21 protein-coding genes are annotated in these 22,630 nt (G+C 44.4%); 7 read left to right on the forward strand and 14 right to left on the reverse strand.

What is annotated here, in order from left to right; translation table 11 throughout:
• The first annotated feature begins 117 nt into the window (after positions 1–117).
• Positions 118–459, forward strand: a complete 342-nt coding sequence (locus tag MAMP_RS13870; RefSeq protein ID WP_007146720.1) for a cupin domain-containing protein — start codon at positions 118–120, stop codon at positions 457–459.
• A gap of 55 nt (positions 460–514) precedes the next feature.
• On the opposite strand, the gene narL is transcribed toward MAMP_RS13870, so the two are convergent.
• Positions 515–1,153 carry a two-component system response regulator NarL gene (gene narL, locus MAMP_RS13875; RefSeq protein ID WP_007146721.1) on the reverse strand — a complete coding sequence of 213 codons (639 nt, stop codon included), beginning with the start codon at positions 1,151–1,153 and terminating at the stop codon, positions 515–517.
• 25 nt (positions 1,154–1,178) lie between these two features.
• Entirely contained in the window at positions 1,179–3,002 is a 1,824-nt protein-coding gene (locus tag MAMP_RS13880; RefSeq protein WP_007146722.1) for a histidine kinase, read from the reverse strand.
• Between the two features lie 48 nt (positions 3,003–3,050).
• On the opposite strand from MAMP_RS13880, the gene MAMP_RS13885 reads away from it, so the two are divergent.
• Positions 3,051–4,433: a PAS domain-containing protein gene (locus MAMP_RS13885; protein WP_007146723.1), complete on the forward strand. Its 1,383-nt coding sequence runs from the start codon at positions 3,051–3,053 to the stop codon at positions 4,431–4,433.
• 42 nt (positions 4,434–4,475) lie between these two features.
• Here MAMP_RS13885 and MAMP_RS13890 read toward each other — a convergent pair whose 3' ends face one another.
• From MAMP_RS13890 to MAMP_RS13940, 11 genes are all read right to left on the reverse strand, one after another.
• Positions 4,476–5,258, reverse strand: a complete 783-nt coding sequence (locus MAMP_RS13890; RefSeq protein WP_007146724.1) for a TorF family putative porin — start codon at positions 5,256–5,258, stop codon at positions 4,476–4,478.
• A gap of 40 nt (positions 5,259–5,298) precedes the next feature.
• Complete coding sequence (locus tag MAMP_RS13895) at positions 5,299–6,339, reverse strand: heme-dependent oxidative N-demethylase family protein (protein ID WP_007146725.1); 1,041 nt, start codon at positions 6,337–6,339, stop codon at positions 5,299–5,301.
• A 10-nt stretch (positions 6,340–6,349) separates the two neighbouring features.
• Positions 6,350–7,303 (reverse strand): PDR/VanB family oxidoreductase, encoded by a 954-nt coding sequence (locus MAMP_RS13900; RefSeq protein ID WP_007146726.1) that lies wholly within the window; start codon positions 7,301–7,303, stop codon positions 6,350–6,352.
• A complete protein-coding gene (locus MAMP_RS13905) occupies positions 7,300–7,905 on the reverse strand; it encodes a dimethylamine monooxygenase subunit DmmA family protein (protein ID WP_007146727.1) in 606 nt (201 codons plus the stop codon). Before MAMP_RS13905 ends, MAMP_RS13900 begins: the two co-directional genes overlap by 4 nt.
• A 15-nt stretch (positions 7,906–7,920) precedes the next feature.
• Positions 7,921–9,054, reverse strand: coding sequence for an aminomethyltransferase family protein (locus MAMP_RS13910; RefSeq protein ID WP_007146728.1), 1,134 nt, complete (start codon positions 9,052–9,054; stop codon positions 7,921–7,923).
• A 168-nt stretch (positions 9,055–9,222) separates the two neighbouring features.
• Positions 9,223–9,696: a 6,7-dimethyl-8-ribityllumazine synthase gene (ribH, locus tag MAMP_RS13915; protein ID WP_007146729.1), complete on the reverse strand. Its 474-nt coding sequence runs from the start codon at positions 9,694–9,696 to the stop codon at positions 9,223–9,225.
• A 70-nt stretch (positions 9,697–9,766) separates the two neighbouring features.
• A complete protein-coding gene (locus tag MAMP_RS13920; RefSeq protein WP_007146730.1) occupies positions 9,767–10,726 on the reverse strand; it encodes an electron transfer flavoprotein subunit alpha/FixB family protein in 960 nt (319 codons plus the stop codon).
• Positions 10,726–11,523, reverse strand: a complete 798-nt coding sequence (locus tag MAMP_RS13925) for an electron transfer flavoprotein subunit beta/FixA family protein (RefSeq protein WP_007146731.1) — start codon at positions 11,521–11,523, stop codon at positions 10,726–10,728. The genes MAMP_RS13920 and MAMP_RS13925 overlap by 1 nt, the downstream gene beginning before the upstream one ends.
• 47 nt (positions 11,524–11,570) lie before the next feature.
• Positions 11,571–12,959 carry a hypothetical protein gene (locus MAMP_RS13930; RefSeq protein WP_050797567.1) on the reverse strand — a complete coding sequence of 463 codons (1,389 nt, stop codon included), beginning with the start codon at positions 12,957–12,959 and terminating at the stop codon, positions 11,571–11,573.
• Positions 12,937–15,069: a heterodisulfide reductase-related iron-sulfur binding cluster gene (locus MAMP_RS13935; RefSeq protein ID WP_007146733.1), complete on the reverse strand. Its 2,133-nt coding sequence runs from the start codon at positions 15,067–15,069 to the stop codon at positions 12,937–12,939. The genes MAMP_RS13930 and MAMP_RS13935 overlap by 23 nt, the downstream gene beginning before the upstream one ends.
• Positions 15,070–15,162: 93 nt before the next feature.
• Positions 15,163–17,355: an oxidoreductase gene (locus MAMP_RS13940; RefSeq protein ID WP_007146734.1), complete on the reverse strand. Its 2,193-nt coding sequence runs from the start codon at positions 17,353–17,355 to the stop codon at positions 15,163–15,165.
• A gap of 420 nt (positions 17,356–17,775) precedes the next feature.
• On the opposite strand from MAMP_RS13940, the gene MAMP_RS13945 reads away from it, so the two are divergent.
• The 5 genes from MAMP_RS13945 (at position 17,776) to MAMP_RS13970 (ending at position 22,158) form a co-directional block, all read left to right on the forward strand.
• Entirely contained in the window at positions 17,776–18,795 is a 1,020-nt protein-coding gene (locus MAMP_RS13945) for a hypothetical protein (RefSeq protein WP_007146735.1), read from the forward strand.
• 33 nt (positions 18,796–18,828) lie between these two features.
• Positions 18,829–19,470, forward strand: coding sequence for a LysE family translocator (locus tag MAMP_RS13950; protein ID WP_007146736.1), 642 nt, complete (start codon positions 18,829–18,831; stop codon positions 19,468–19,470).
• A gap of 170 nt (positions 19,471–19,640) precedes the next feature.
• Positions 19,641–19,967: a hypothetical protein gene (locus tag MAMP_RS13955; RefSeq protein WP_007146737.1), complete on the forward strand. Its 327-nt coding sequence runs from the start codon at positions 19,641–19,643 to the stop codon at positions 19,965–19,967.
• Between the two features lie 182 nt (positions 19,968–20,149).
• Positions 20,150–20,755 (forward strand): hypothetical protein, encoded by a 606-nt coding sequence (locus MAMP_RS13960; protein ID WP_040576620.1) that lies wholly within the window; start codon positions 20,150–20,152, stop codon positions 20,753–20,755.
• A gap of 698 nt (positions 20,756–21,453) precedes the next feature.
• Positions 21,454–22,158 (forward strand): NYN domain-containing protein, encoded by a 705-nt coding sequence (locus MAMP_RS13970; protein ID WP_007146738.1) that lies wholly within the window; start codon positions 21,454–21,456, stop codon positions 22,156–22,158.
• A gap of 59 nt (positions 22,159–22,217) precedes the next feature.
• On the opposite strand, the gene MAMP_RS13975 is transcribed toward MAMP_RS13970, so the two are convergent.
• On the reverse strand, positions 22,218–22,553 hold the full coding sequence (locus MAMP_RS13975; RefSeq protein WP_007146739.1) for a helix-turn-helix transcriptional regulator: 336 nt from the start codon (positions 22,551–22,553) through the stop codon (positions 22,218–22,220).
• Between the last annotated feature and the right edge of the window lie 77 nt (positions 22,554–22,630).

Consider the following 22,630-nt stretch of genomic DNA (forward strand, 5'->3'; position numbering starts at 1 on the left):
GCTTATTCACAGGACCTGTACTTCTTTTTGATTAAGCCTTCTTAATAATTGTTGCCGTGCAGTCATGTCGATTTAATAGCTTGTGTGTTTTTACACAAAACTATTTGGAGACAAGATATGAAATATATTCAACAAGCTGTAAAAGACCCACAACCATCAATGGGTGTTGACGGTGTAAACGCCACATTTGGCGATACAGTGATTTCAGACAGCAAAGATAAAACTATTTGTGCTGGCTTCTTTCATTTAAATAAAAGTGATAAACCGCTGGTTTATACCTACGATTATGAAGAAATGAAGTATGTGGCTGAAGGTGAATTTATTATCAGCGACGAATCAGGCAAACAAGTCCACGCCAAAGTGGGTGACGTATTGTATTTTGGCAATGGCGAAACCATTACCTTCACCACACCGACCAGAGGTGTTGGTTTCTTTGTGGGTCAACGCAAACCACTCTAAACCAAAGCGTTTTAAAAGGCTCAAGAATCGGTAGGCTTATCGCCTACCGATTTTTTTATCTATTCTGATGACGCCAGACAGCCGCTTCAAGTCGACTCGTTAAATTGAGTTTGCGTAGGATGTTTTTAATATGCACTTTCACGGTGGTGTCGCTTATCCCCAGCTTTCTGGCAATATTTTTATTGTTCATCCCCTCAGCCAGACAATCCAGAATTTCTGTTTCTCTGTCAGTCAGACTCACATCTGATGCGGTCGTTCTGGTATCCGGCTCGATCAGCGCTTTTTTGAGTACTTCTGTCAGGCTATCCTGTAATACCGTCACACCTAAAGCTGCCTTCACCAGATTGGAACGTAAATCTTCCGGCTCCATGTCCTTGAGCAGATAACCATCCGCCCCTGATTTTAAGGCTTCCAGTAAATCTTCTTCAGCATCTGACACAGTGAGCACCACATAACGTGATTTCAAATCCATTTGTTTCAGCCTTCTCAGTGTTTCCAGGCCATCAATGCCCTTCATATTTAAGTCCAGCAACACTAAGTCCGGGTTTAACTGTTGAGCCAGTTCAATACCCTCCAGCCCGGATGCCGCTTCCCCCACCACCTCGAAGTTAGGTTCATCGGAAATAATCTGACCTACTCCCTTTCTGAATAAGGGGTGATCATCGATAATTAATATTCTTATTATAGTGTTCATTTCTCTCTCTTAATTTTATGACGAGTTATTCGGTCAGTTTGGGTACAAACTTCAGGCGTACCCGTGTCCCTCCGTAACGTCTGGCCATGACATCAATGTCTCCACCTAGAGTCTTAGCTCGTTCTTTCATGATTGCCTGCCCGTGATGATCATAGGTGGAAGATAGTTTGCTCATCCCCACCCCATCGTCATCGATGGTTAACTCTAATTCCCCCTTGTTATTCACTAACATCAAAATTGACACATGCTTGGCGCCAGAATGGCGGACGATATTCGATAAGGCTTCGCGCACAACATGCAGAATATGAAACTCTTCATTGACCGTTAGCCGGCAATTCACCAAGCGATTATCTAAAGTAATAGCGAGACTGGAGCGCTGTGAAAATTCATCAATAGTGGCCTGAATGGCATACCCCAGTCCGCGTAAGTCCATGTGAACCCGGAACGTGGTTAACAACTCTCTTAGCTCACGATAGGCATTATCTAAGCCTTCCCTGAGTTCGGTGGTCACTTCTCGCTGCTTATCATCAATCACATTGGATTGCAGTCTGGCCATCTGTATTTTCATAAATGACAATGACTGAGCCAGTGAATCATGCAACTCACGGGCAATCGCCGCACGCTCTTCGAGGATCGCCAGACGTCGCCCTTCTTCATCATGACTCTGAAACTTAGTGACCATACTGAGTAATTTCGCCGTGATTTCCAGCACTTTAATTTCAGCATCTTCAAGAAAGCGACCTTTTTGCATTTCTACCACCAGCACACCGACCTCATTGCGACTCCCCGAAAAACTGAGTCCCAAACACTCCACTTCTTCTGATTCGGCATTAAGCGACAGAAATGAGGCCGTGCCCGACATGATCAGTTCATCAAATACTTTGTCTGATATCGGGTTAGGCTCGTGATGTGAATAAATCACTTGTTCGGTAGAAATGACTGCGGCATCGTCAGTATAAATAAGAGCGGTGTTGGTAAAGCCCATGGTTCGCTCCAGTGAATACAGCATCTTAAGTAATGTTTTTTCACTCAATACATCTTCAGATACGGTTTCAATAAAGCGTAATAAAAAACTTTGGGCACGGGTTAATACACGAATGTGCTCACTGGTTCGGTGTGCCCAGGCGACTTCCGTCTCAAAGCTTTCCATTTTGGCGGATAACTCTGAAACCCGATGCTCCAGCAAAGCAAACTCATCATCCACATCCAGTTCACTGTTTTCACTATTTTTGGCGTAGATAAAGGCCAGAAGTCTATCCAGCCTTTCAACCAGGACCTTTCTGGTACTTAGCACCAACAGCAAAATACAGCTCAGCACAAACACCAGACTGACCGATTCCAGCAACGTTAATACGGCTCGTTTGATTTCGATATCTTTATGCAGGGCCTGTTCAAGGTTTTTATAGGCCGAGGCTAAACGGTCTGCTCCGCGTAACTGCACCGCTGCGCGAAGATTTAGTGTGGCCAATTGAGAAAAGTTGGCTTGTTCTGACTCTATCAGCCTGACCGCTTCGGCGATGTCATCATTCTTCTGACGTAACATCCATAGCACCGCAGGATCTTGTGTATCGAGAAAATGGGACTGCATATTGTGGAACAGTCGTTGTGACTGCTGACTGTCCTTCAAATCAATATGAACTAATTGATTTTCCCAATAATATTTCTGCTCGTTGACCTTGGCTAGAGCTATTTGCACAGAAGGCATATAATCCAAAAGGAAGAAAATCCCAGCCTGCATCAATGAGATAGTCGCAGCAATACATATCAGCAAAACCACCCACTTTGTATAGAGTGTGCGTCGAGAAAAAATGCAGAAAATTTCGCTAAGACGCTGTTTTAATCTCATCATGCTGCAAACTTTTCATCAAAAGCTGGGCAATAAAATAAGGATATAAACATGAATATCATCTTGTTCAGTCTGGTCATGTTAAGCAGTATTTTTGTACTGGTACTGGGTTTCTGGTGGGATAGCACCGCCCCATTTAAAGTACATATATCCACGCTCGCTGCAGTGCTTGCTATGTTTTTATCCGCCACATTAGCCATGACGCTCTATCCTCGTTTAAAACGTCGTCCTCAACCTCAATCCCCCATCGCCTTTGATGATGTTATCTGGGGCCAGGATCTCTCCAGCAAGCTATCTACACCTGCTGCTGTTATTGATGGTTATAACATTAAATTCGCCAACAATGCCTTTCTAAAAGAGCTTGGAATGAACGGCATGCGCGATATGATTACCGACCTACCGCTCACCAATCTGATTCACCCCAGCTCACACCAACAAATGACAGACTTTATCAGCCGTCAGCATAATCAACGTTCCAGCGAGACCATGATGTTACGCATGCTGTATGTGGATGGCACAACCATCCCGGCTCAGATATCACTGTCTCCTCTCAACTCTTTGCAGCAACATGGTCAGTTCTTGTTGCAGTTCACCACCACGTCATCATCCGAACCGACCTCAACCAAACTGGATGTGGATCACACCTACCGTTATCTTATCGATCGACTTGATCAAATCGTGTTTCAAATGAATGTTGATCAAAAAATCATTTTTCTCAATCCTGCCTGGGAGCGCATGCTCGACTACACGCCGCAGGAGTGCATGCAAAAAACCTTATTCCAATTCATTCACCCGGAAGATCTGCCACTGGCAGAAGCTCGGATAAATGCCCTGACTGAAGGCAAACGCCACCATAGTCAGTTCGAATTACGACTCATTGCAAAAAATGGACGCTCGCAATGGTTTGAAATGCGTGCTTCCACCACATCCCGACTCAAGAGTGAACGCAGCAGCGTGATGGGCACACTCACAGATATCAGTCGTATCAAGCAAACATCTGCCGACCTTAAAGCCAGTGCCCGACTCGCTAACGATATGATCATGCCGAATGTGCCTTGCATGTTATATCGCTGTAAAAATGATCGTAACTGGACTTTTGACTATGTCAGCGACGGCTGCCTGGAAGTAACCGAATACCAGCCTTATGAAATTACCAACTCCCTCCATTTCAACTATATGCAGCTGATTTATCCTGATGATCAGCAGCGTGTTTGGGAATATGTCCAACAACAAGTTAATCAACAGCGCAGCTTTCAAATCATTTACCGCATCCAGACGCGTAGTAATAAAATCAAATGGGTCATGGAACGAGGTAAAGGCGTCTTTTCAGGAACAGATGAGTTATTAACTCTGGAAGGCATCATCATTGATATCAGTAGTGAGAATTATCAATCAATGATGGATGGACTGGAACAGATGACTTCAGAGCAATAACAGAGAGTCATCCTTGACCCTCTGCTGCCGCTTATGAAACGCTTAAAACGATCGTGATATATAGCCGATAAACTGATTATCGCCACGGTTATCACCATCTACACCTGTCCACCAGTCTTTATCCGCATCAGTATCGGTGTAGTTAATCCCCACCGTCCAACCTTCTGACTGACCGATAGTCAGGTCTTTACTCAAACCAATCATATAGTCGGTGTAATTGAAATCACTGTAGTTTTTCACATCCAGGTGACCTACATGCAAATTCAGATTCACTTCCCACGGTAATTGGTAGGCGAAGTTCAACTCGATATATTCAGTGCCTTTGGTATCACCATTAGCATAACCATCAATACCGGCTGATTTATTATTCACACCACCCCAGTCGGTTAATGTCCGGCTGTATTTTGCAGTAAACCATTTCCAGGTCGCAGCAAGATAGGCTTCGGTGGTATCAATATTTTCACCGTTATACTTTTTGTGATCAGGGTAATAAAACTGCAGCAACCCGACATCAATCCCAATATCATCTGTTAATTGGTGGTAATAACCACCATAAAAATCCACTTCCAGACTGTTACCGGAGTTGTCGTCCTCTTCTAGCGTCGAGCCCCATATTCCCGCATAGAGCCCATTATCATGAGCATAGTCAAAACCACCTTGTAACGCAGGTCTTTCATCACTATAAGTAATGCCACGAAATACATATTGGCTAAAAATTCCGACGTTGGAACTAAAACTATGTGGTGATGTTTCTTCTGCCAGGGTGTTAGTTGCTGAGAACGTTGATGCTGCCGCCATTGCCACCATCAAAACTGTTTTTTTCATCTTCCCTTCCTTTAACTAAATGATTACCCCTAATCTAGTGTTATTCCGGATGCGTTCCTTTTTCCAAAAAGGCGCCATCATCAAGTGGTTCGAGCCAATCCAGTACCGGTTGTTTAAAGCTATTCAAGCCTTTGTATTCCGCCAGATCCGGATGCAGGCTGCGTAATACGCGGTTTAAACGTTTTGCCCAACGTGGGTAGGTCGCCAAGTCTGCCAGACTCACCATATAAGTACGGATGCTGAAGGCAATCGCATTACTGCGTGGCAGTCTGAACAAGGCTTGCAGCTCTACCCGTAAAAAGACTTTGTCACCGGCATTTTCTTTGGTGGCCGACACGTTATCAGTGCCCCAGACATCATAGGTTTCTGATGACGTATCGAGTCGTGGGTTAACACACATACGCCAGTTAGTCCGACGAACCGGGCTACCGTATTGCAGATGTAAGAGGTATTTCAACGCACGATCAAAAATACCCATTTCAGGCGCATGAGGCACAGGTGCGTGCCATTCTTTAAATGACATGCCGGCATCAAATGCGACCGACCAATCTGCCTGTCCGGTTACCATGCCGAGATCGGCATAGAGATCATTATCACGTTGATCCATGATGACCCAGTCACCCTGAACCTGGCGCATCACGTATTCGAACGGCTCCATCGGTAAGGTGGATACGTCACCAAACACAAAGCGATCTTCAATACCCAGTGGTTTATTGACCCAGTGCCAGTTATCACCATCAATGGTTAACTGAAACTCAGACGGATAACTTTCAGAAAGCGATGTCATCACTAATTCCAGTGTGTCCCATTGAGCATCCATCATGTGTGGTAAAGCGACACAGCGTGTGTGATCTTCACTTAATACAATGGCGCGCTCTTTACATTCGGCCACATAGTGTTCGTCGACATCAATCGGGTGTTCAAACACAGAACCAGGCGCACCCGGGGTGTGCTGCTCAATGTTGACGCTATACATATACTCGTCTTCTTCAAACGGGTAAGGAAAACGGCGTACTGATTCCGGCGAGTTTCTAAACGTGAAATCACCACGAAATGTTTCTTCATTAAATGCCATATTCATCGTTTATTCCTCACAAATTGATGACCATGCGTGTACAGTTGGCACGCGAGACACAAGGTAAAATTTTCTTAGCAGCGACACGCTCAGCGTCGGACAGGTATTCATCGTGATGAACTAAGTCACCGTCACATTCGACGACTTCCACCTCACAACGACCACAGGCACCGCCACGGCACATATAAGGCGCATCGATACCCGCTTCCTCCAGCGCTTCCAGCATGCTGAGGTCACTAGGCACAACGACCTCGGTATTGGATTGCAATAAGCTGACAGTGAATGGCGCACCACTAGCTGGTGCTAAGAACTTCTCACTATGTACAGACGTTTCTGGCCAGCCCAGCTCGGAAGCGATCAGTTCCAAACCGTTTACCATTGGATCCGGACCGCACACATACACATGCGAACCCAGTGGCTGTTTGCTCAATAATTCAGTGATATTGAGTCGGCCGGTTTCATTTTCAGGATAGAAAAATGCTTTATCACCGCATAAAGCTTCAATTTCTTTGCGGAAAGCCGCATGTTCAGCACTGCGATAAGCATAATGTAATTCGTAGTCATGACCGAGACGATTTAAATCGGTAATCTGTGACAAGAAAGGCGTAATACCAATACCACCGGCCACCAGAATGTGTTTTTTCGCCAGACGGTGAATCGAGAATAAATTGGTAGGCATCGATATTTCTAATAAGGTGCCTGGTTCCACTTTCTCATGCATAAACACTGAACCACCACGTGATTTTTCCTGCTTACGCACCGCAATCTGATAGGCACTGTTATCGTTGGTTGGGCCCATTAAGGAATAGGCGTTACGATGGGTCCGGCCATCGATATCCATCGATACAACCACATGGCTGCCGCCAGAGAAATAAGGCAGTGGGCTGCCATCTTCGGCTACCATCGTAAAATGTTTGATTTGTTCAGCCACTTGCTCAACGGAAGTGACTTTGACTTTTAAAGCACTCATGGGTAAACCTCCTGTGCTGGTGGAATCTCGCCGGGTGTTTCACCATCGACCATAAAGCCCATATAGGCACCCCAATGACGGGAGAAATGATCACGAACGAATAAATTCAGGCCACAGTTCACACATTGATGAATGTTGTGGTGAACGTCCTCATTAATCGTTTCACAATGCACGCAGAACACACGTCTGGCTAAAGAACCTGTCTGTTCTTTAAAAATATTCCGGTCATCGACGCCATATTCAGTCAGCAACTTGGCGACTGGCCAAATCAGTTTTTCTTCACCAGCAACGTAGAACTGTGTGCCCATATAGCAATTGTCCAGCTCAGTGTTCAACGCCGCCGTTAAGGCTTCCTGTGAGTCGCAGACAGTAATTGACTCACCTGACATCTCTTCAACGATGCTCACATACTTGTTACTTGCTGCATCATCAGCCAGATAAAACACGGATACAGGTTGTTTTGGCACCATTTGCTGAAATAACTTCAGCAAGGCTTTACCACCACCTTCACCGCCAACGATCACCACATGATGTGTCGCTTTTTTTTGCCAGACCAAGGTGCCGTAAATAGGTTTGGTTGTAATTGAGTAACCTTTTTCCATCATCTATTCCTCAATTTACTCAGGGTGAGTGCGAACACGCATAGGATCATAAAAAGGCATCTTGACGATGGTCGCTTTGACCTCATCACCGTCGGTCACTGTTACTGTGGTGCCAAGTTGGCTGTATTCCGGTTTGATATGTGCCATCGCCAGTGACTTCATCAGATATTGGCTGTAGCTGGAGCTGGTCACCACACCGACTTCTTTGCCATCAATGAATAATTTAGAACCGACCTCTACCGCTTGCTTTGAGCGACATTCCAGACCGATTTGTTTAAAGCGTTCTCTGCCTTTTAACTTCAGCACTGCTTCTTTACCGATGTAATCACCGGGTTTATCTTCATCGACACACCAGTCCATATTGACTTCCCACGGTGTGGTATCGCCTTCAGGCATATCAAATGGGAAGAACAGTAAGGCGGCTTCAACGCGTGTCAGATCCAGTGAGTCCCATGATGCCGGGATGCAGCCATAGGGCTGACCTTTTTCCAGAATCATGTCCCACAGGTACACAGCATCAGCCGCGGAACAATAGACTTCGTAGCCGCGTTCACCGGAATAACCACCGCGAGCGAGGATCACTTCACGACCGAATAAGGTCGTCTTGATATGTTTGAAATAAGGTAATCCGGCGAGGTCGAAATCCAGTTCCGGATCCAGAATATCGATAGAACGAGGGCCCTGCAGCGACAGGATATGAACATCATAATCCTGTTCAACTGTGACATCCTCACCTTTAGCGAGTTCGGCTAAGGTTTGTTGTGTGGCGCCACTGCCATGAGATAAACGGTAATGTTCTTTATCATCACAAATGACCATGATGTCATCGACCAGCGCACCTTCTTCATTAACTTCACCGGCAAGTCGGGAAGTACCTGGTTCGAGCTTAGTGACATCAATCGTCACCAGCTTGTCGATAATTTTTAATGCGGCTGGCCCAGATACATTAACAATATTGAGACCAGACACATCATAAAGACCTGCCCGGGTACGGACCGCAACAACCTCATCATTCACATCCGAATGGTAGCTCCATGGAATGGGCATGCCATTCCATGTTTCGCCATCCAGTGTTGACCCAAGTTCTTTATGGCGAACATTGAGTACTGAGTTCCGTGTGGTAGTTTCTTTGGGCAGTGGATTATTCATGGTCTAACTCCGGTTACATAGAACGAATTCAATGTAAAAAACTTACCGAAATCAGCCGCATATAAAAATTCTCATGATGGAGTACTCCTTAATGGGTAAAAACCATCTGATTTTTTATGCTCTACCTTTTATAATCCATTGATAAGAAAGAAAATAATTAAGAAAAATTTACTCTGCGTGCAAAGACTTTAGTGTCTGAATCATCTCAATAATCACTAATGCCGCTTCACGGCCTTTGATAATCATGCGATCTTTTGCTTGTTGCTCATCTTCTGTGGTCAGAATCGCATTGGCCAGCGGAATTCCTGTGCCAATCTGAATATCAGTACAGGCACGTGCTGACTCATTGGCCACAATCTCAAAATGATAGGTTTCACCACGAATGATGCAGCCTAATGCGACCAGACCATCACAATTACCTTTTAATGCCAGTTCATGTAAAACCATCGGAATTTCCAATGCACCCGGCACAGACAATACCTGAATGTCCCGTTCCTGAACGTTGCTGGCTTTTAACTGGTCAACACAGGCATTTAACAGTGCCGTGCAAATCTCAGAGTTAAACCGCGAGACAACGATACCTACTCGAAAGCCATTGCCGTCAATATCGTCGCGAACACCTGCCCCATGTATATCTGCCAAATCTGTTTCCTCATATAAATAAATAGCATCGGGTAAGTCAGAGTCTTACCCGATGCCGAATAAAATAACGTTATTCAAAGTGTGTGCGCAATTCTTCTTCAATATCGAAGATATCCGCCACAATGCCGTACTTGGCAATATTAAATATCGATGCGCCCGGATCGGTGTTCACCGCCACGATACTAGGCACATGTTTCATCCCTGCCATATGTTGAATTGAGCCGGAAATTCCCATCGCCACATAAAGCTTGCAAGCACCGACTACCTTGCCAGATTGCCCTACCTGACGTGACTTTGGCAACCAGCCTGAGTCAGCAATCGGACGCGAGCAGCATAATGTTGCTCCCGCCAGCTCAGATAATTCACGGAAGGTATCCACATTATTTTCTTCTGCGATACCGCGGCCGATAGACATAATAAAGTCCACACCCGTAATATCAATATCATCTGCGCCTTCCGGTTCAACATAACGCAAATTTTGACTACGACTGGTCAGCGAAGTCATATCCAAAGATGAAATCGCCGGTGACCCTGCGTCTTCCGCTTGTTTAAACACACTTGGACGAATCGTCAGCAGCACACAATCTTTGCCGGGAAAATCCACTTCCACATTCACTTTTTGATTGTAGGCAGCACGGGTTGCAACTAGATCGTCACCATCATAAGCCAGCCCGAACACATCACTGGCAAAACCATAATTGCCTTTACGAGCCAGCGTTGGTGCGTAACCCAGGCTATCCACAGAATGCGGCATCAATACCACAGATGGCGCGTATTGTTCCATCAATTCAGAGACAACGGCTTCCTGAATATCGGCATCAAAATCTTCTGTTGCCGTTTTCACCGCCACGACTCCATCAACCCCTGCGAGCGATAATGCACTGGTGTAGTTGTCGGCGTTTTGCCCTGTCACCGCCACAATGACCTTGTCATCCGCCTGACGTAATTCCTGGGCAGCTGAGATCACTTCCAGAGAATTCGGGCGTAATTCATTCTGGCGGGTTTCCGCCATCACCAAAATCGTTTTCATTAGAGTTCTCCTCTGTATTCTTTAATTATCTCAGCCAGTTTTGCAGCCTGTTCTGCGGGTGTACCCTCAATCATGGTCGCCATACCTTTTTCAGGAATGTACATACGACGTACCCGTGCAAAACTCGCATCGGCACCGACATCCTCGGCACTTAATCCCAAATCACTCAGGCTGATTTCTTCGATGGGTTTGGCAGCTGCTTGTTTGATACCGCGTAAAGAGGCATAACGCGGTGTATTAATCCCCAGTTGAATAGTCAGCACCGCAGGGCAGCTGATCTCTACTTCCTGTGCCATCCCACCTTCCAGCTCACGACTGACCACGGCTTTATTGCTGCCGGGTGTATAGTCCAATCCAGCCACCACGGCGGCATGAGGCCAGTTCAGATAAGACGATAAAGAAATACCAGTCGAGGCATTTGCATCATCTGACGACTGCACTCCGGCAAAAATCATGTCCGGTTTTTCTTGTTCAGCGACCGCGGCCAGAATGCGGCCCACGGTAATCGAGTCCGACCCTTCCATCTCATCAGACCACACGCGTATTGCTCTGTCTGCGCCTTTAGCCAGACATTTACGCAGACTTTCCTCAACCCGATCGGGACCAACAGACACCACCACCACTTCCACTTCTGAATCCGAGGCTTCTTTAATGTTCATGGCCTCTTCCAGGGAAAAATCGTCCCATTCATTCAGGTCATAAAGCAGAAAGTCCTCATCGACGTCCAATTGGTCGTCACGAATTTCAAAGTCATCGTCAAGTGAAGCGACTTCTTTGACTGCAACTAAAATTTTCATGCTATTTCTCCTAAATTGCTGTCTACATCAGCTTTATTTGCAGTGAGTTACTGCTGGTATTGCCTGGAAAACCAGGTAAAAAGGCTGAACCGAACCGCCGGGTCCGGATCGTCATATAAGGTCCATTTGTCATCAGCACTAAGTGCTCTGCTTTGGATAAGCATCATGCGATTCAGGTAATACGGATCATCCAGCAGAGGCAGTAAGGTCTGACGAGTCGCCATATTGTTGAGAATGACCGCCCGCCTGACATCAGCACTGATTGAATAGCTCAAGCGCTGTAGTACTTTCTGCGGTGTTTTTGGGTTGGCAGCGACACCACCCAGCACGTCGATATCGTCCATCTCGGCAAGGATGATTAAGGTGCTGGCCGGCGTATTGGGCTGGTTTGCTACCGCAGCACGTACCCAGACTTCTTGATCATTAGCCAGTTGGCTCAGTAATGCCGAATTGGTTTTCGGATTTCTGGCCACAGCACGGCGAACCTCTTTATGCTCATCCTGAGCTAAGCTGTACAACTGTGATTCTGTGAGTTTTGGGTTGAGTGCCAACCATTGTCTGACCCAGTGATCCGTATCTGCCAGCAAACAATTCATCATCTCTGGCGTCAGGTCTTCTCTGGCGGCTACCACGCGTCTGACATATTCCGACTGATCTTCAACCAGCTCTTCTAAAACCCATACCGGCAGATTTTTATGACTCGCTGCGGCTCGCCTGACGGAATAATCCTTATCCAAAGCCAGACGGGCGCTGAGTCGTTTATCGATATGTGGATTGGTCGCTAAATGACGCAGGATCAGACTGCTTTCCAGTTTCGCGGCAATAGTAAAAATAGCGGTCGGACACGCTTTATGAGCAACAACAGCGGCCTGAACAAACTCATTACCACGCGCATATAACGTCATTAATAAATCACCCAATGTCGCTGGATGACTGGCAAGTTCAGCATCAAATTGATCAGCAAACTTTTCTGCAACCAAGGCTAAAGTCTTGCTATCCGCATTCGGATTTTTCACCACAGCTCTCACCAAATCTGTTGCCGTAGTGGTATGTAAAATCTGCCACAACACATCCGCACTGGTGTGAGCATGTTTGGCAATCAGTGTAATAAAGCTGATGTCCACTTCATCACGGTATAAATTGCTTAAGGTCTGGGTTTGAGTCGCCGGGTTTTTATCCAGGCGTAAACGCACGGCATCATCTTCAAGGCCAGCCAGCAAAGCCAGTACATCGGCAGGAGTATGCTGCCAGCGTGCCAGTTTAAGTACATCACGACGCTGTGCCGTTATCAGCTCTGCCAGCAATTTTTTGTCATGAAAATCTGCCAGACCATACACCGCAGCCGCGCTGTAAATATCGCCACTGTCGAGCGCGACTGAGATTAACTCAGCCGCAGAGCCCGGCATCGAATCATTAAGCTGCGTCTGCATCTTCATCAACAGACTCATCGTCAAATTCAACACACTCAGTGATCAGCTCAATCAGCTCTTTCACCTCAAACTTGCCTTCATAACCGGCAGTTTTACGTGCGTCTTCAAACATGGTGAGATCTTTTGGACACGACACGATAAACACGTCCAGATCCTCAATCTCACCAGCTTCATGTATCCGGTTTTCAGAAGGTTTTTGGATGCCGACCGGATCAGGAATCCAGATACGCCCACCACCGGCACCACAGCAGAATGAGTTATCACGATTACGTGCCATTTCCACCAGATCACAACCTAGCATTTTGATAATGTCACGAGGGGCGTCATAGCCTTTGTTATAACGGCCTAAGTGGCATGAATCATGGAAAGTCACCGTCAGATCCAGCTGTTTTTTCAGCTTCAATTTGCCTTGTTCTAACAACTGTTTAATCACCGTGGTGTAGTGGTTAATTTCAAACTCACCACCAAAATCCGGATATTCATTACGGATGGTGTTAAATGAATGTGGATCGGTGGTCACAATCGATTTGAAATCACATTGTTCTAAAGTGCTGATATTTGAGGTTGCCAAAAATTCATACAGCCCCTCCTCACCGACACGGCGGATATCATTACCGGCATTCATTTCGGCTTCGTATAACAAACCAAAATCCACACCAGCCTGACGCATTAATCTGGCAAACGATTTCGTCACTACCTGATTACGTGGGTCGAAAGAGGCGTAGTCGCCGACAAACCACATCACATCCACCGGCTCTTTACGGGCATCTTTAATCGCGAAAGGTAAATCCTTGGTCCATTTCGCCCGTTTACGTTTGGACTCGCCCATCGAGTTACCGTTTTTATGCACGGATTGCAGCGTTTTTTGCAGAATCGGCTCCATATTGCCTTCATCCACTAATTTGCGACGCATCTGCACAATAATCGGCACATGCTCAACCGCCACCGGGCAAATTTCTACACAGGCCAGACAGGTACGACATGACCACAGCGTTTCCATAAACACCTGACCGATATCTTTACCATGCACATCCAACTCGGCTTCGTCCGGTAACTCTTTTTTCTGTAAGGTGTTATTGGCAAACTCACGCAATGACAGAATCACATCACGTGGTGATAAAGGTGCGCCTACCGCATTGGCCGGACAGGCTTCATGGCAGCGACCACATTTGGTACAGGCATCCAGGTTCAGTAAGTTTTTCCAGGTCAGATCGGTAATGGTTTTAACCCCAATCTCTTCCTGCTCTTCTGGCACCATCGGTAAACGACGACCGACCATCGGGTCACGAAACATCAATGACGCAGATGCCGTAAAGATATGTTTCACTTTGGTAAAAGGAATCAGCGCCACAAAGGTCAAGGCAATAAAGCCATGGAACCACCAGAGTCCGGTACGGAAATGCCCTGCCGCTTCCGGCCCCATCCCCATTCCATGTAAGGCATTGGCAATCAGTGCGCCCATCGGTGACCACCAGCGGTAGTCCCAGACAGTAGGATCATTCATCAGCCAAATCAGACGCGAGGCTTCAAGCAAAAAGCCCGTGATCAGAATGATGATAAAGCCCCATAAAAATGCCCAGTCTTCACGACGATAAGCACTGCGGTCGTAGTCAGGATCGGTAGGTTCACGATCGGGACGTTTGTAATCCAGTTTAGGTAATTTCAGCCATTTTCGGCGATACATCATGTATAAAACGCCAGCGATAACGGCTGTTCCGGCAATGTCGAGTACCAATGAAAACCACAGGTAAAAGTCGCCATACCAGAATTTAAAGCCAAATAATGGCTCTAAAATATCGTATTCAAGTGTGATGGTGGCTGTGCCGAGAAACAGCAAAACAAAGCCAAAAAATATTCCTGCATGCGCTTTGCCAGCCGCCCTGTCACGACGTTTAATCGTACGGTGCGTCAGCATGGTTTTCAGCATCTCACCGAATCTCGCCAGAAACTCGCCCCAGGCTGCATCAGGTTTACCACGACGGTATTTTCTTACCTGCACGTAACAACCATAAAGAAATACAGCGATTGCGGAATAACCAAACGCATAAAAAAGGTAAATGGATGAGGTCTGAAAACCTTGAAATAAAATCCTAGTAATCTCTTGTGCTTCGTTCATGACACACCTGCAAGCTTTTTTGGAATAGGAATAAGTGATTGCTGAGGTTGGAAAAGCGTGCTGCCGTTATCGACAGCACACTCCTTTTCCGGTCTAGATCTTGTATTCGATCTCGTGGTTACCACCCGGCATGTGCGGTGTACCCCATGAAATCGTTTCGCGTTTGTACGGCAATGGATATTGAGGATTGTCTTCCTCGATTTCCCTTGCGATACGCTGACCAGTAAATGTGGCATCAGCAATCAGACGCGGTGCTTCAGCATCACCAATCAGGTAAATACCTTTGATACCGTTTTCATCCCATTCTGCTTGACGCTCTTTGAGTTCTTTGTACAAAGCATTATCAGAAGAACGCCCCGTAACCAGTACTAAAGAATCAAATTCCAACCAACGGTGAGTTTTGTTTTCTTCACGTGGGAAAACACCAGGACCACGATAGCTACGTTTGGAACCATCACCCCACAGGTTGTAGATTTCCAGACGATTCTTCTCGATACGTGTGCAGAAGTGATCACCAATCTCTTCAATACCCAGCTCATGCAGACGACGCATCATGTTGGGGTATTCCAAAGTGAAGTGCATGTAGTTACCCAGATGAACACCTGATACAACGGTAACCTCATGGCCTTCTGTAGCTAATTTTTCAGCCAGACTTGGTGCCATGAAGTAGCTGTCTGCATTCAAAATAACCACACGTTTGCCAATTTTCTTCTCACCCGATAACACTTGTTCTGGTGTGAGTTGCTCAGGTTGAGAGGCATCCGCACCCGGAATCGGTGCATGTGTCAGACAGTTAGTGCCGTCGGTATTCCAATGTGAACCGGTGGCGATAACCACTTTATCTGCACCGTATTCCAATACATCATCAGCGGTCAGTGGTTTCTGACCCAGTGCAATCACATTATGTTTATTTTTCTTGACCAGCTTATCCAGCTGCGTTTCACGATAATCACGGTGATAACTCCACTCACCCAGTCCAGGCAATGTGGCAACCTGATTGACATGACCACCCACTTTTTCAGCCTTATCGTATAAGTGAACGGTGTAACCACGTTCCATCAATACACGAGCCGCTTCTGAACCAGAAGGACCTGCACCCACCACCAGCACCGAGTCTTCAGAACCTGCTTTAGCAAATTTCTCAGGATGCCAGCCACGACGATACTCTTCACCAGCCGTCGCATTCTGAGTACAAATCATTGGAGGACCACCGATTTCCCAACGCGAAATACAGACGTTACAGCCGATACAGACACGAATATCGTCATAACGGCCTTCTTCCACTTTCTTCGGTAAGAATGGATCAGCAATAGAAGGACGAGCACAACCGATAATATCTACCACACCTTTGGTGACGATTTCCGTCATTTTTTCTGGATCGGTATAACGGCCTACACCCAGAACCGGTTTCTTCGAAACACGTTTAACATGCTCAACCCAAGGCACCGTATGACCTTGCTGATAGAAACGTGATGGGCCAGCGTCTTCACCCCATTCAGCAATATCACCTACCGTGATATCCCACAGGTCAACAAAGTCATCGGCCATTTCAATGAACTTAACGCCGTCTTCTTCAACCTCAATCTGATCAGGGCCATAAATCGTATCGATAGCAAACCGCGTTGCAATCGCACAATCATCACCCACGGCTTTACGCACTTTTTCCAGCGTTTCCACCCAGAAACGAGCACGGTTTTCTAATGAACCGCCGTAGCCGTCAGTGCGTTTGTTGTAATACGGATTAAGGAATTGCAGTGGCAAATAAGAGTGAGCACCATACACATAGACGATATCAAAGCCAGCATCGCGAGCACGATAAGCGGCATCCACGTAGTACTGCTGAACCATCTTGATATCATCAAGATCCATCTCTTTACAGTAGCTTAATGTTTCAAATTCTGAGGCAAACTGGCTGGGGCCACGTGGCGTTGCCCGGGTTTCCATATTCGGTGCATGAGCGGCGCCATACCACATTTCGATACCTGCTAAAGCGCCGTATTTATGAACTTCATCCGTCATCGCACGTAAATTACGTACGTCACCTTCGTCCCAGATACGTGCTGAGAGACGATGGGTATCATCTGATTCTGGATGGATTGAACAGTATTCGGTATTCATCGCTGCCCAACCACCTTCCGCTTTCATCGAACGATGTGCTGCCTGGAAGCCTGGTCGATCTGAACCGGCACCAATGCAATGGGGAACCTGATAAAACCGATTACGCAATGTTTTTGGACCAATCTGAATTGGCTCAAAAAGTATGTCGTGCTTAGGATCGCGTGCCATTATATTTCTCCCTATTTTATGAGTATTGGCAACGCTATTTTCAGTTCCACAGCCCCTCTCAACAATTACTAAGAGGACTTACTTCCTAGGTAGTACGAATCTCAGAGGGAGCTGCTTTTTAGGGAGTATAGCCAAGGATAAGTTAGGCTTTGATACTTTGGGAATGTGTTTGTGCTCGTCCATTAATCACACCAAAGCATATGAACTTTAGTTATTTAAACAATTGATTAAATTGAGGAAACTTGTAATTATGAAATACATAGGAAGGATGAAAAACAGTGACTGCTCCCTGTTTAGTTTTATTAGGTCACCGAGGGAATAGGCTAAAAATATGATCTTTACTGACATTTACAAACACAAAACTAAAATGTTTAACGAACGGAAAAAGCTGTTCATTATAATCGGCTCTAGAATTGGATCATGGAAGTAACAAAAATTCCCGTACTTCGGCTTCCTCAACGTCTTCCGCACGCTGAGGCTATAAAATCATTTAAAGATAATCAGCATAGTTATGAGGCTGAGTTCTGGGAATTTCAGTATCAAACCTACAGATATTTAGAACGCCTTCCAGACGAATCATTGCTCACTAGGTATGCGGATATATTGAAAAACATGCGAGCTCTAGTTAGTGAAGACAGACACATTATTCCAATACAAAGCTTTTTGAGTTCTTGGTATTGGTTTAGAAAAGAACATCAAACACGTTTTGAATTCTATCTTCGCGGTTTGCAATTGCCATCTTCAGTCCCCCTAGACATTACCTTTAATAATGTGCCGATTGACTCTATAGTTAGGCCAAAACATCCTAATTCTGGCGATGTACTTTTTCGTTACGACAAACGAGAGCACTTGGATAATATTGTTAATCAAGGAATTATCAGAATTAGACCTGCATCAGATTTTCAAGCTAGTGAGCATAACATTGCTCGACAAGATGAGGAGAGATCAAAAAAGCACTACCTTCCCGGAGGGTATACGCGCATTACGACCGAGAATGGAACTTCCATCCCAATTACAGGAGATGTAGAAAGGATGGTTACTATGCCCAACTACTATATTTTTTGCATGTCTTGTGACTGGGATCAGGGTCTCTTCCCCGCCTTTGATGGAGATGCATGCTTAATTATCAAAAACGTCGAAGAATTTTCGCGTCGGCTAGAATATGCCGCAACTTCTAGGTTGCCTGGATGGTACTTTCATCATAATCCTATTCAATACTTTGATCCTTATGAAAGAGCAAAAAACGAGTATTTTGACGCTACGATGTCAAAAAATTTTAGATTCGCATATCAAAGAGAATATCGATTCTTATGGATGCCACAGAATGGTGAAGAACCAAACGGTTTCAAATTCTTGAATCTAGGAGATTTGAGTAACCTTGCAGAAGTTCATAACGAATCAAGGAATCAAGGTGTCAGCCAACTTAATAAGGTTAATTGAATCGGAGAAGAAGAACATGAGGGAGAGGAAAAAATGTTAGATCCTTTTTCACTTTTCATGATTGGCCTTTCCTTTTTTGTAGTTGCTGTAACGCCCGGTCCTGCCAATATTTCAAATGCAATAATTGCTATGAGACGAGGAAGAAAAGTAAGCCTAATCTATGGTGCAGGCTTATCGTTTGGGCTGGTATTCTGGGGTGTGATAGCTGCAAGTGGCATGGGGGCCATCCTCCAAAGTTCTGTCTATCTATTGATGCTTCTTAAAGTCTTTGGTGGGCTTTATTTGCTGCGGTTAGCTTATCTATCAGGAAAGTCAGCTTTCAATCCTCAAGTAGAGGACATCAATGACCCTAGCAATATTCCAACTGCAAAAAAGTGGTTTATCCGTGGGTTCATCCTTAATATCTCTAATCCCAAGACTGTTATTGCTTGGTTAGCAGCACTTTCCGTTGGTCTGGATGCTGGTGACGACATACATGCCTTAATTGCAGGTGTTTTAGTATGCGTTTTTGTTGGGTTCTCAGTAAACGCTATGTATTCTTTAGTTTTTTCATTTACCGGTGTGATGAATATTTATCAGCGCATAAGCCGTTGGATAAACGGCATTGCCTCTGCGCTTTTTGCCGTTGCAGGTATAGGTTTGATTCGCTCAGCTTTTAACCGAAGTCCTGTATGAATAACAAATACAACAATCCAAGAATCAATGGGTCAGTAAAATCAAACACTTCGACCCTATTGATTTTCTAGTAGTACGTTTCGGAGTTTTTAGCTAATAAGTCGCAAGTAAAGGACGTCTCTGTCGAGACACTACTTTACTCAGAGTTATGAAATATTTGGAGATATCACATGGATAAAGTAGATCAGATATTAAGTGAGCTGGAAAAGTCATATAAAAGATTAGCAATACCCACTGTCATGCTAGCAGCTGTTTATTTTATGATTCACACCGCCGAGGTAAAAGGCAAAGACATAGATTCTATTATGCTGCATCTCGTAATAGTTTCATTATCGGCAGTTGCATTCACTTTGGCGTCTGGAATAGTCGCTTTGGCTAAATTTAGCTCTATGGATATCAATAAGTTGAGCTATGCGATAGTCTCAATTTCATATCTTATTTCAGCCATTTTTTTGATCATGGTAGGTTTAAACATGGCTGTAGGTGAATTTACATAATAATCAATAGGGTAGGAGCATTTGATTTTGAAAAACGCTCATATCGATTAACTTATATACAGTAACAAAGGATTGAGGTAACACCGTGTTTCAGACTGAAAAGGAATTCTGCATATCAACCTTAACTCTCAACAACACTTCAATATTATCATTGAGTGAGTGTTCATCCTGGCTCATAGACAATGAAGCATAGAGAACACTTTTGGAAAAAAGACACTCCTCGTGAGCAACGTATCCTAGGAGTTATTTTTCTCAGTTCGTTTTGTATTGCGTTCATACAATTTGTCTGTGTGGACAATTTTATACCCGATCCAACAGTCAGCTTATTTTCATTCTATATAGCCTTTGCAATTTCCCTGTTATTTTGTGCAGCAATCATTATTTTAAAAATAAAGGCAAAGCAAAGTGTCGGGACAGTTGTGAAGACTATGCCTTTAAGAAATAAGTTAGCTTCTATACTGATACTTCCCATCCTCTTAATTGCTACTTATTGGATGCTTCTTGCTTCAGTCATTCCTTATCAGTTAACCAAAATAACTGGACAAGATTTTGAAGAACAGACACAGGTTCACAAAGTTAAGACTCGTCACGGAAGAAGGAGCTTCTTTCGTGATTATCATTACGAGTTGCGACTTATCGATAGTCCTCCCATTCCTCTCTTTCGATTCAGTATTTCTGAGCATTCGTATAATAAATTTCCAGAAGGAAACCTAAAAGCAACGTTATTTGGATTGAAAGGAAACCTAGGATTTATTGTGGAAGAGATTCAAATAGATACTCAAGACTAAATCATGGCGTCAGCCAGCTTGACAACTACAAGGAAAAATCAATGAGGTCAATCAAATCAAAAACTCCGCCTCTATTGATTACTTCTTTCAGTAATTTATAAGGACGTTAAAAATATGAATCCATAATTCAAAAATGCTTTATTGATAATGTTAACTCATCTGATTACAGATTAAAGCAATAGAAAAAATATGATCAATCAAAGAAGCGTATCAGTACTAATTGGACTACTTTTACTAGCATGGGGGTTTTATAGTCTCTACGCAATGCTCATTAACGAATATACCTTGCCGTTAACTATACTCGTATTCGCAATGGCTGCATTGTCATCATTATCAGGCATTGGCATTCTCTGGAAAAAATATTGGGGATTTACTACATATATTATTTTTTCATTCATTTTCCTCTTATTGATGATATACACCAGCAGCCTCTTACTAGAATCTGCCAGTTCTGTTGATTTTGGGATTGTACTGTTGTCTGTATTTTGTATTTTTGGGCTTTGCGGTTTCATACTGAAAAAGGACTTACAGAAATCAAGGCAGAATCAAGGAGACTGACAGAATTGACGAGTCAGCCCAGCAGGGCTCAAGGAGATACCCAACTTGATAATTACAAAGTTTAGAGCATTCATTGGCCTAATTAGATAATCTGACCCTACTGAATTATATATAAACCAAAACTATCTTAAGGTACTCACATGGATGAATTAAAACAAAAAATAGCACTATTTATTGATGCTGATAATGCGCCTGCAAGTAAGTTTGAAGATGTCCTGAGCGAGGTTGCCAACTATGGTGTAGTTACTATCCGTAAGGCTTACGGTAATTGGAAGTCGCCTACGTTAAAGGCCTGGGAAGATCTGCTACATGAATATGCCATTCAACCCATACAGCAATATGATTTAACCAAAGGGAAAAATGCGTCGGATATTGCACTGGTGATTGATGCAATGGATGTGATGTATACCAAGCAAATTGATGTAATGTGTTTTGTATCATCGGATTGTGATTTTACGCCGATGGTGACCAGAGCATTAGCTGAAGGAAAGGTGGTTTTGGGGTTTGGTGAGAGAAAAACGCCAGCAGCATTCGTAAACGCCTGCTCTAAGTTTCTTTTCCTGGATGAAGAAAAAGAAAAAACCAAAACAACCGTTAAACCGAAGAATATTAAATCGGATACTAGGTTAATTAATTTACTAAGACAGGCCATTGAGGCAACAGAAGACGAAGAAGGCTGGGCGGCACTTGGACCAGTAGGCTCAAATATTTCTAACAAAACCTCATTTGATACCCGAAATTATGGCTTTAAGAATCTTAGCAGCTTGTTCAAAGCCATTGACTTATTCGAACTTAAACGTGGACCCAATAATTCTTTCTTGGTAAAAAACGTACGAAATAAATAATTCAGAATTAAAAGGGTCAGAGAATTTGATTTCGTTTACTTCATCATTGCTGTCTGTGCTCATTCATTTTCTCCCAGTAATCCCTGCCATGGATCATCGGCCAATGAGCTACTTTTTTCTTTGTCCGTCTGGTGTGGCTTGGTTGATACTCTTGTTGGTGACACGTTATCGTCAGCCAATACTGCCAGTACAGCATTTAATTTTTCCTGAGGTATCAGCAGTAATTCACTTTTAAGCCCCTTGGCAATAAGTTCAAGGGTATCAAGCCGTGGATTGCCTTTGGATTCCAATCGCTGATATTGCTGGCGAGATATACCAACACGCAGCATCATATCGTGTTGCTTGAGTTCTAATGCAATACGGCGCTTTTTGATCTGGTCGAGTAGTGAATTCATAATGAAATATATAAGTTGCTATTTACCAATAAGAAACATATTAGTTTCTTTTTTTTCATAATAGCAACATATAAGCC

The organism is Methylophaga thalassica MP, assembly GCF_000214595.1.
Classification (GTDB): domain Bacteria; phylum Pseudomonadota; class Gammaproteobacteria; order Nitrosococcales; family Methylophagaceae; genus Methylophaga; species Methylophaga thalassica.

Coding starts and splice junctions, on each gene's coding strand:
- MAMP_RS13925 (WP_007146731.1), bottom strand. CDS start 11,523: ATGAAAATTTTAGTTGCAGTCAAAGAAGTCGCTTCACTTGACGATGAC.
- MAMP_RS13885 (WP_007146723.1), top strand. CDS start 3,051: ATGAATATCATCTTGTTCAGTCTGGTCATGTTAAGCAGTATTTTTGTA.
- MAMP_RS13910 (WP_007146728.1), bottom strand. CDS start 9,054: ATGAATAATCCACTGCCCAAAGAAACTACCACACGGAACTCAGTACTC.
- MAMP_RS13880 (WP_007146722.1), bottom strand. CDS start 3,002: ATGATGAGATTAAAACAGCGTCTTAGCGAAATTTTCTGCATTTTTTCT.
- MAMP_RS13890 (WP_007146724.1), bottom strand. CDS start 5,258: ATGAAAAAAACAGTTTTGATGGTGGCAATGGCGGCAGCATCAACGTTC.
- MAMP_RS13935 (WP_007146733.1), bottom strand. CDS start 15,069: ATGAACGAAGCACAAGAGATTACTAGGATTTTATTTCAAGGTTTTCAG.
- MAMP_RS13895 (WP_007146725.1), bottom strand. CDS start 6,339: ATGAATATGGCATTTAATGAAGAAACATTTCGTGGTGATTTCACGTTT.
- MAMP_RS13920 (WP_007146730.1), bottom strand. CDS start 10,726: ATGAAAACGATTTTGGTGATGGCGGAAACCCGCCAGAATGAATTACGC.
- MAMP_RS13960 (WP_040576620.1), top strand. CDS start 20,150: ATGAAGCATAGAGAACACTTTTGGAAAAAAGACACTCCTCGTGAGCAA.
- MAMP_RS13940 (WP_007146734.1), bottom strand. CDS start 17,355: ATGGCACGCGATCCTAAGCACGACATACTTTTTGAGCCAATTCAGATT.
- MAMP_RS13900 (WP_007146726.1), bottom strand. CDS start 7,303: ATGAGTGCTTTAAAAGTCAAAGTCACTTCCGTTGAGCAAGTGGCTGAA.
- MAMP_RS13945 (WP_007146735.1), top strand. CDS start 17,776: ATGGAAGTAACAAAAATTCCCGTACTTCGGCTTCCTCAACGTCTTCCG.
- MAMP_RS13955 (WP_007146737.1), top strand. CDS start 19,641: ATGGATAAAGTAGATCAGATATTAAGTGAGCTGGAAAAGTCATATAAA.
- MAMP_RS13970 (WP_007146738.1), top strand. CDS start 21,454: ATGGATGAATTAAAACAAAAAATAGCACTATTTATTGATGCTGATAAT.
- MAMP_RS13870 (WP_007146720.1), top strand. CDS start 118: ATGAAATATATTCAACAAGCTGTAAAAGACCCACAACCATCAATGGGT.
- narL (WP_007146721.1), bottom strand. CDS start 1,153: ATGAACACTATAATAAGAATATTAATTATCGATGATCACCCCTTATTC.
- MAMP_RS13905 (WP_007146727.1), bottom strand. CDS start 7,905: ATGGAAAAAGGTTACTCAATTACAACCAAACCTATTTACGGCACCTTG.
- MAMP_RS13930 (WP_050797567.1), bottom strand. CDS start 12,959: ATGAAGATGCAGACGCAGCTTAATGATTCGATGCCGGGCTCTGCGGCT.
- MAMP_RS13975 (WP_007146739.1), bottom strand. CDS start 22,553: ATGAATTCACTACTCGACCAGATCAAAAAGCGCCGTATTGCATTAGAA.
- MAMP_RS13950 (WP_007146736.1), top strand. CDS start 18,829: ATGTTAGATCCTTTTTCACTTTTCATGATTGGCCTTTCCTTTTTTGTA.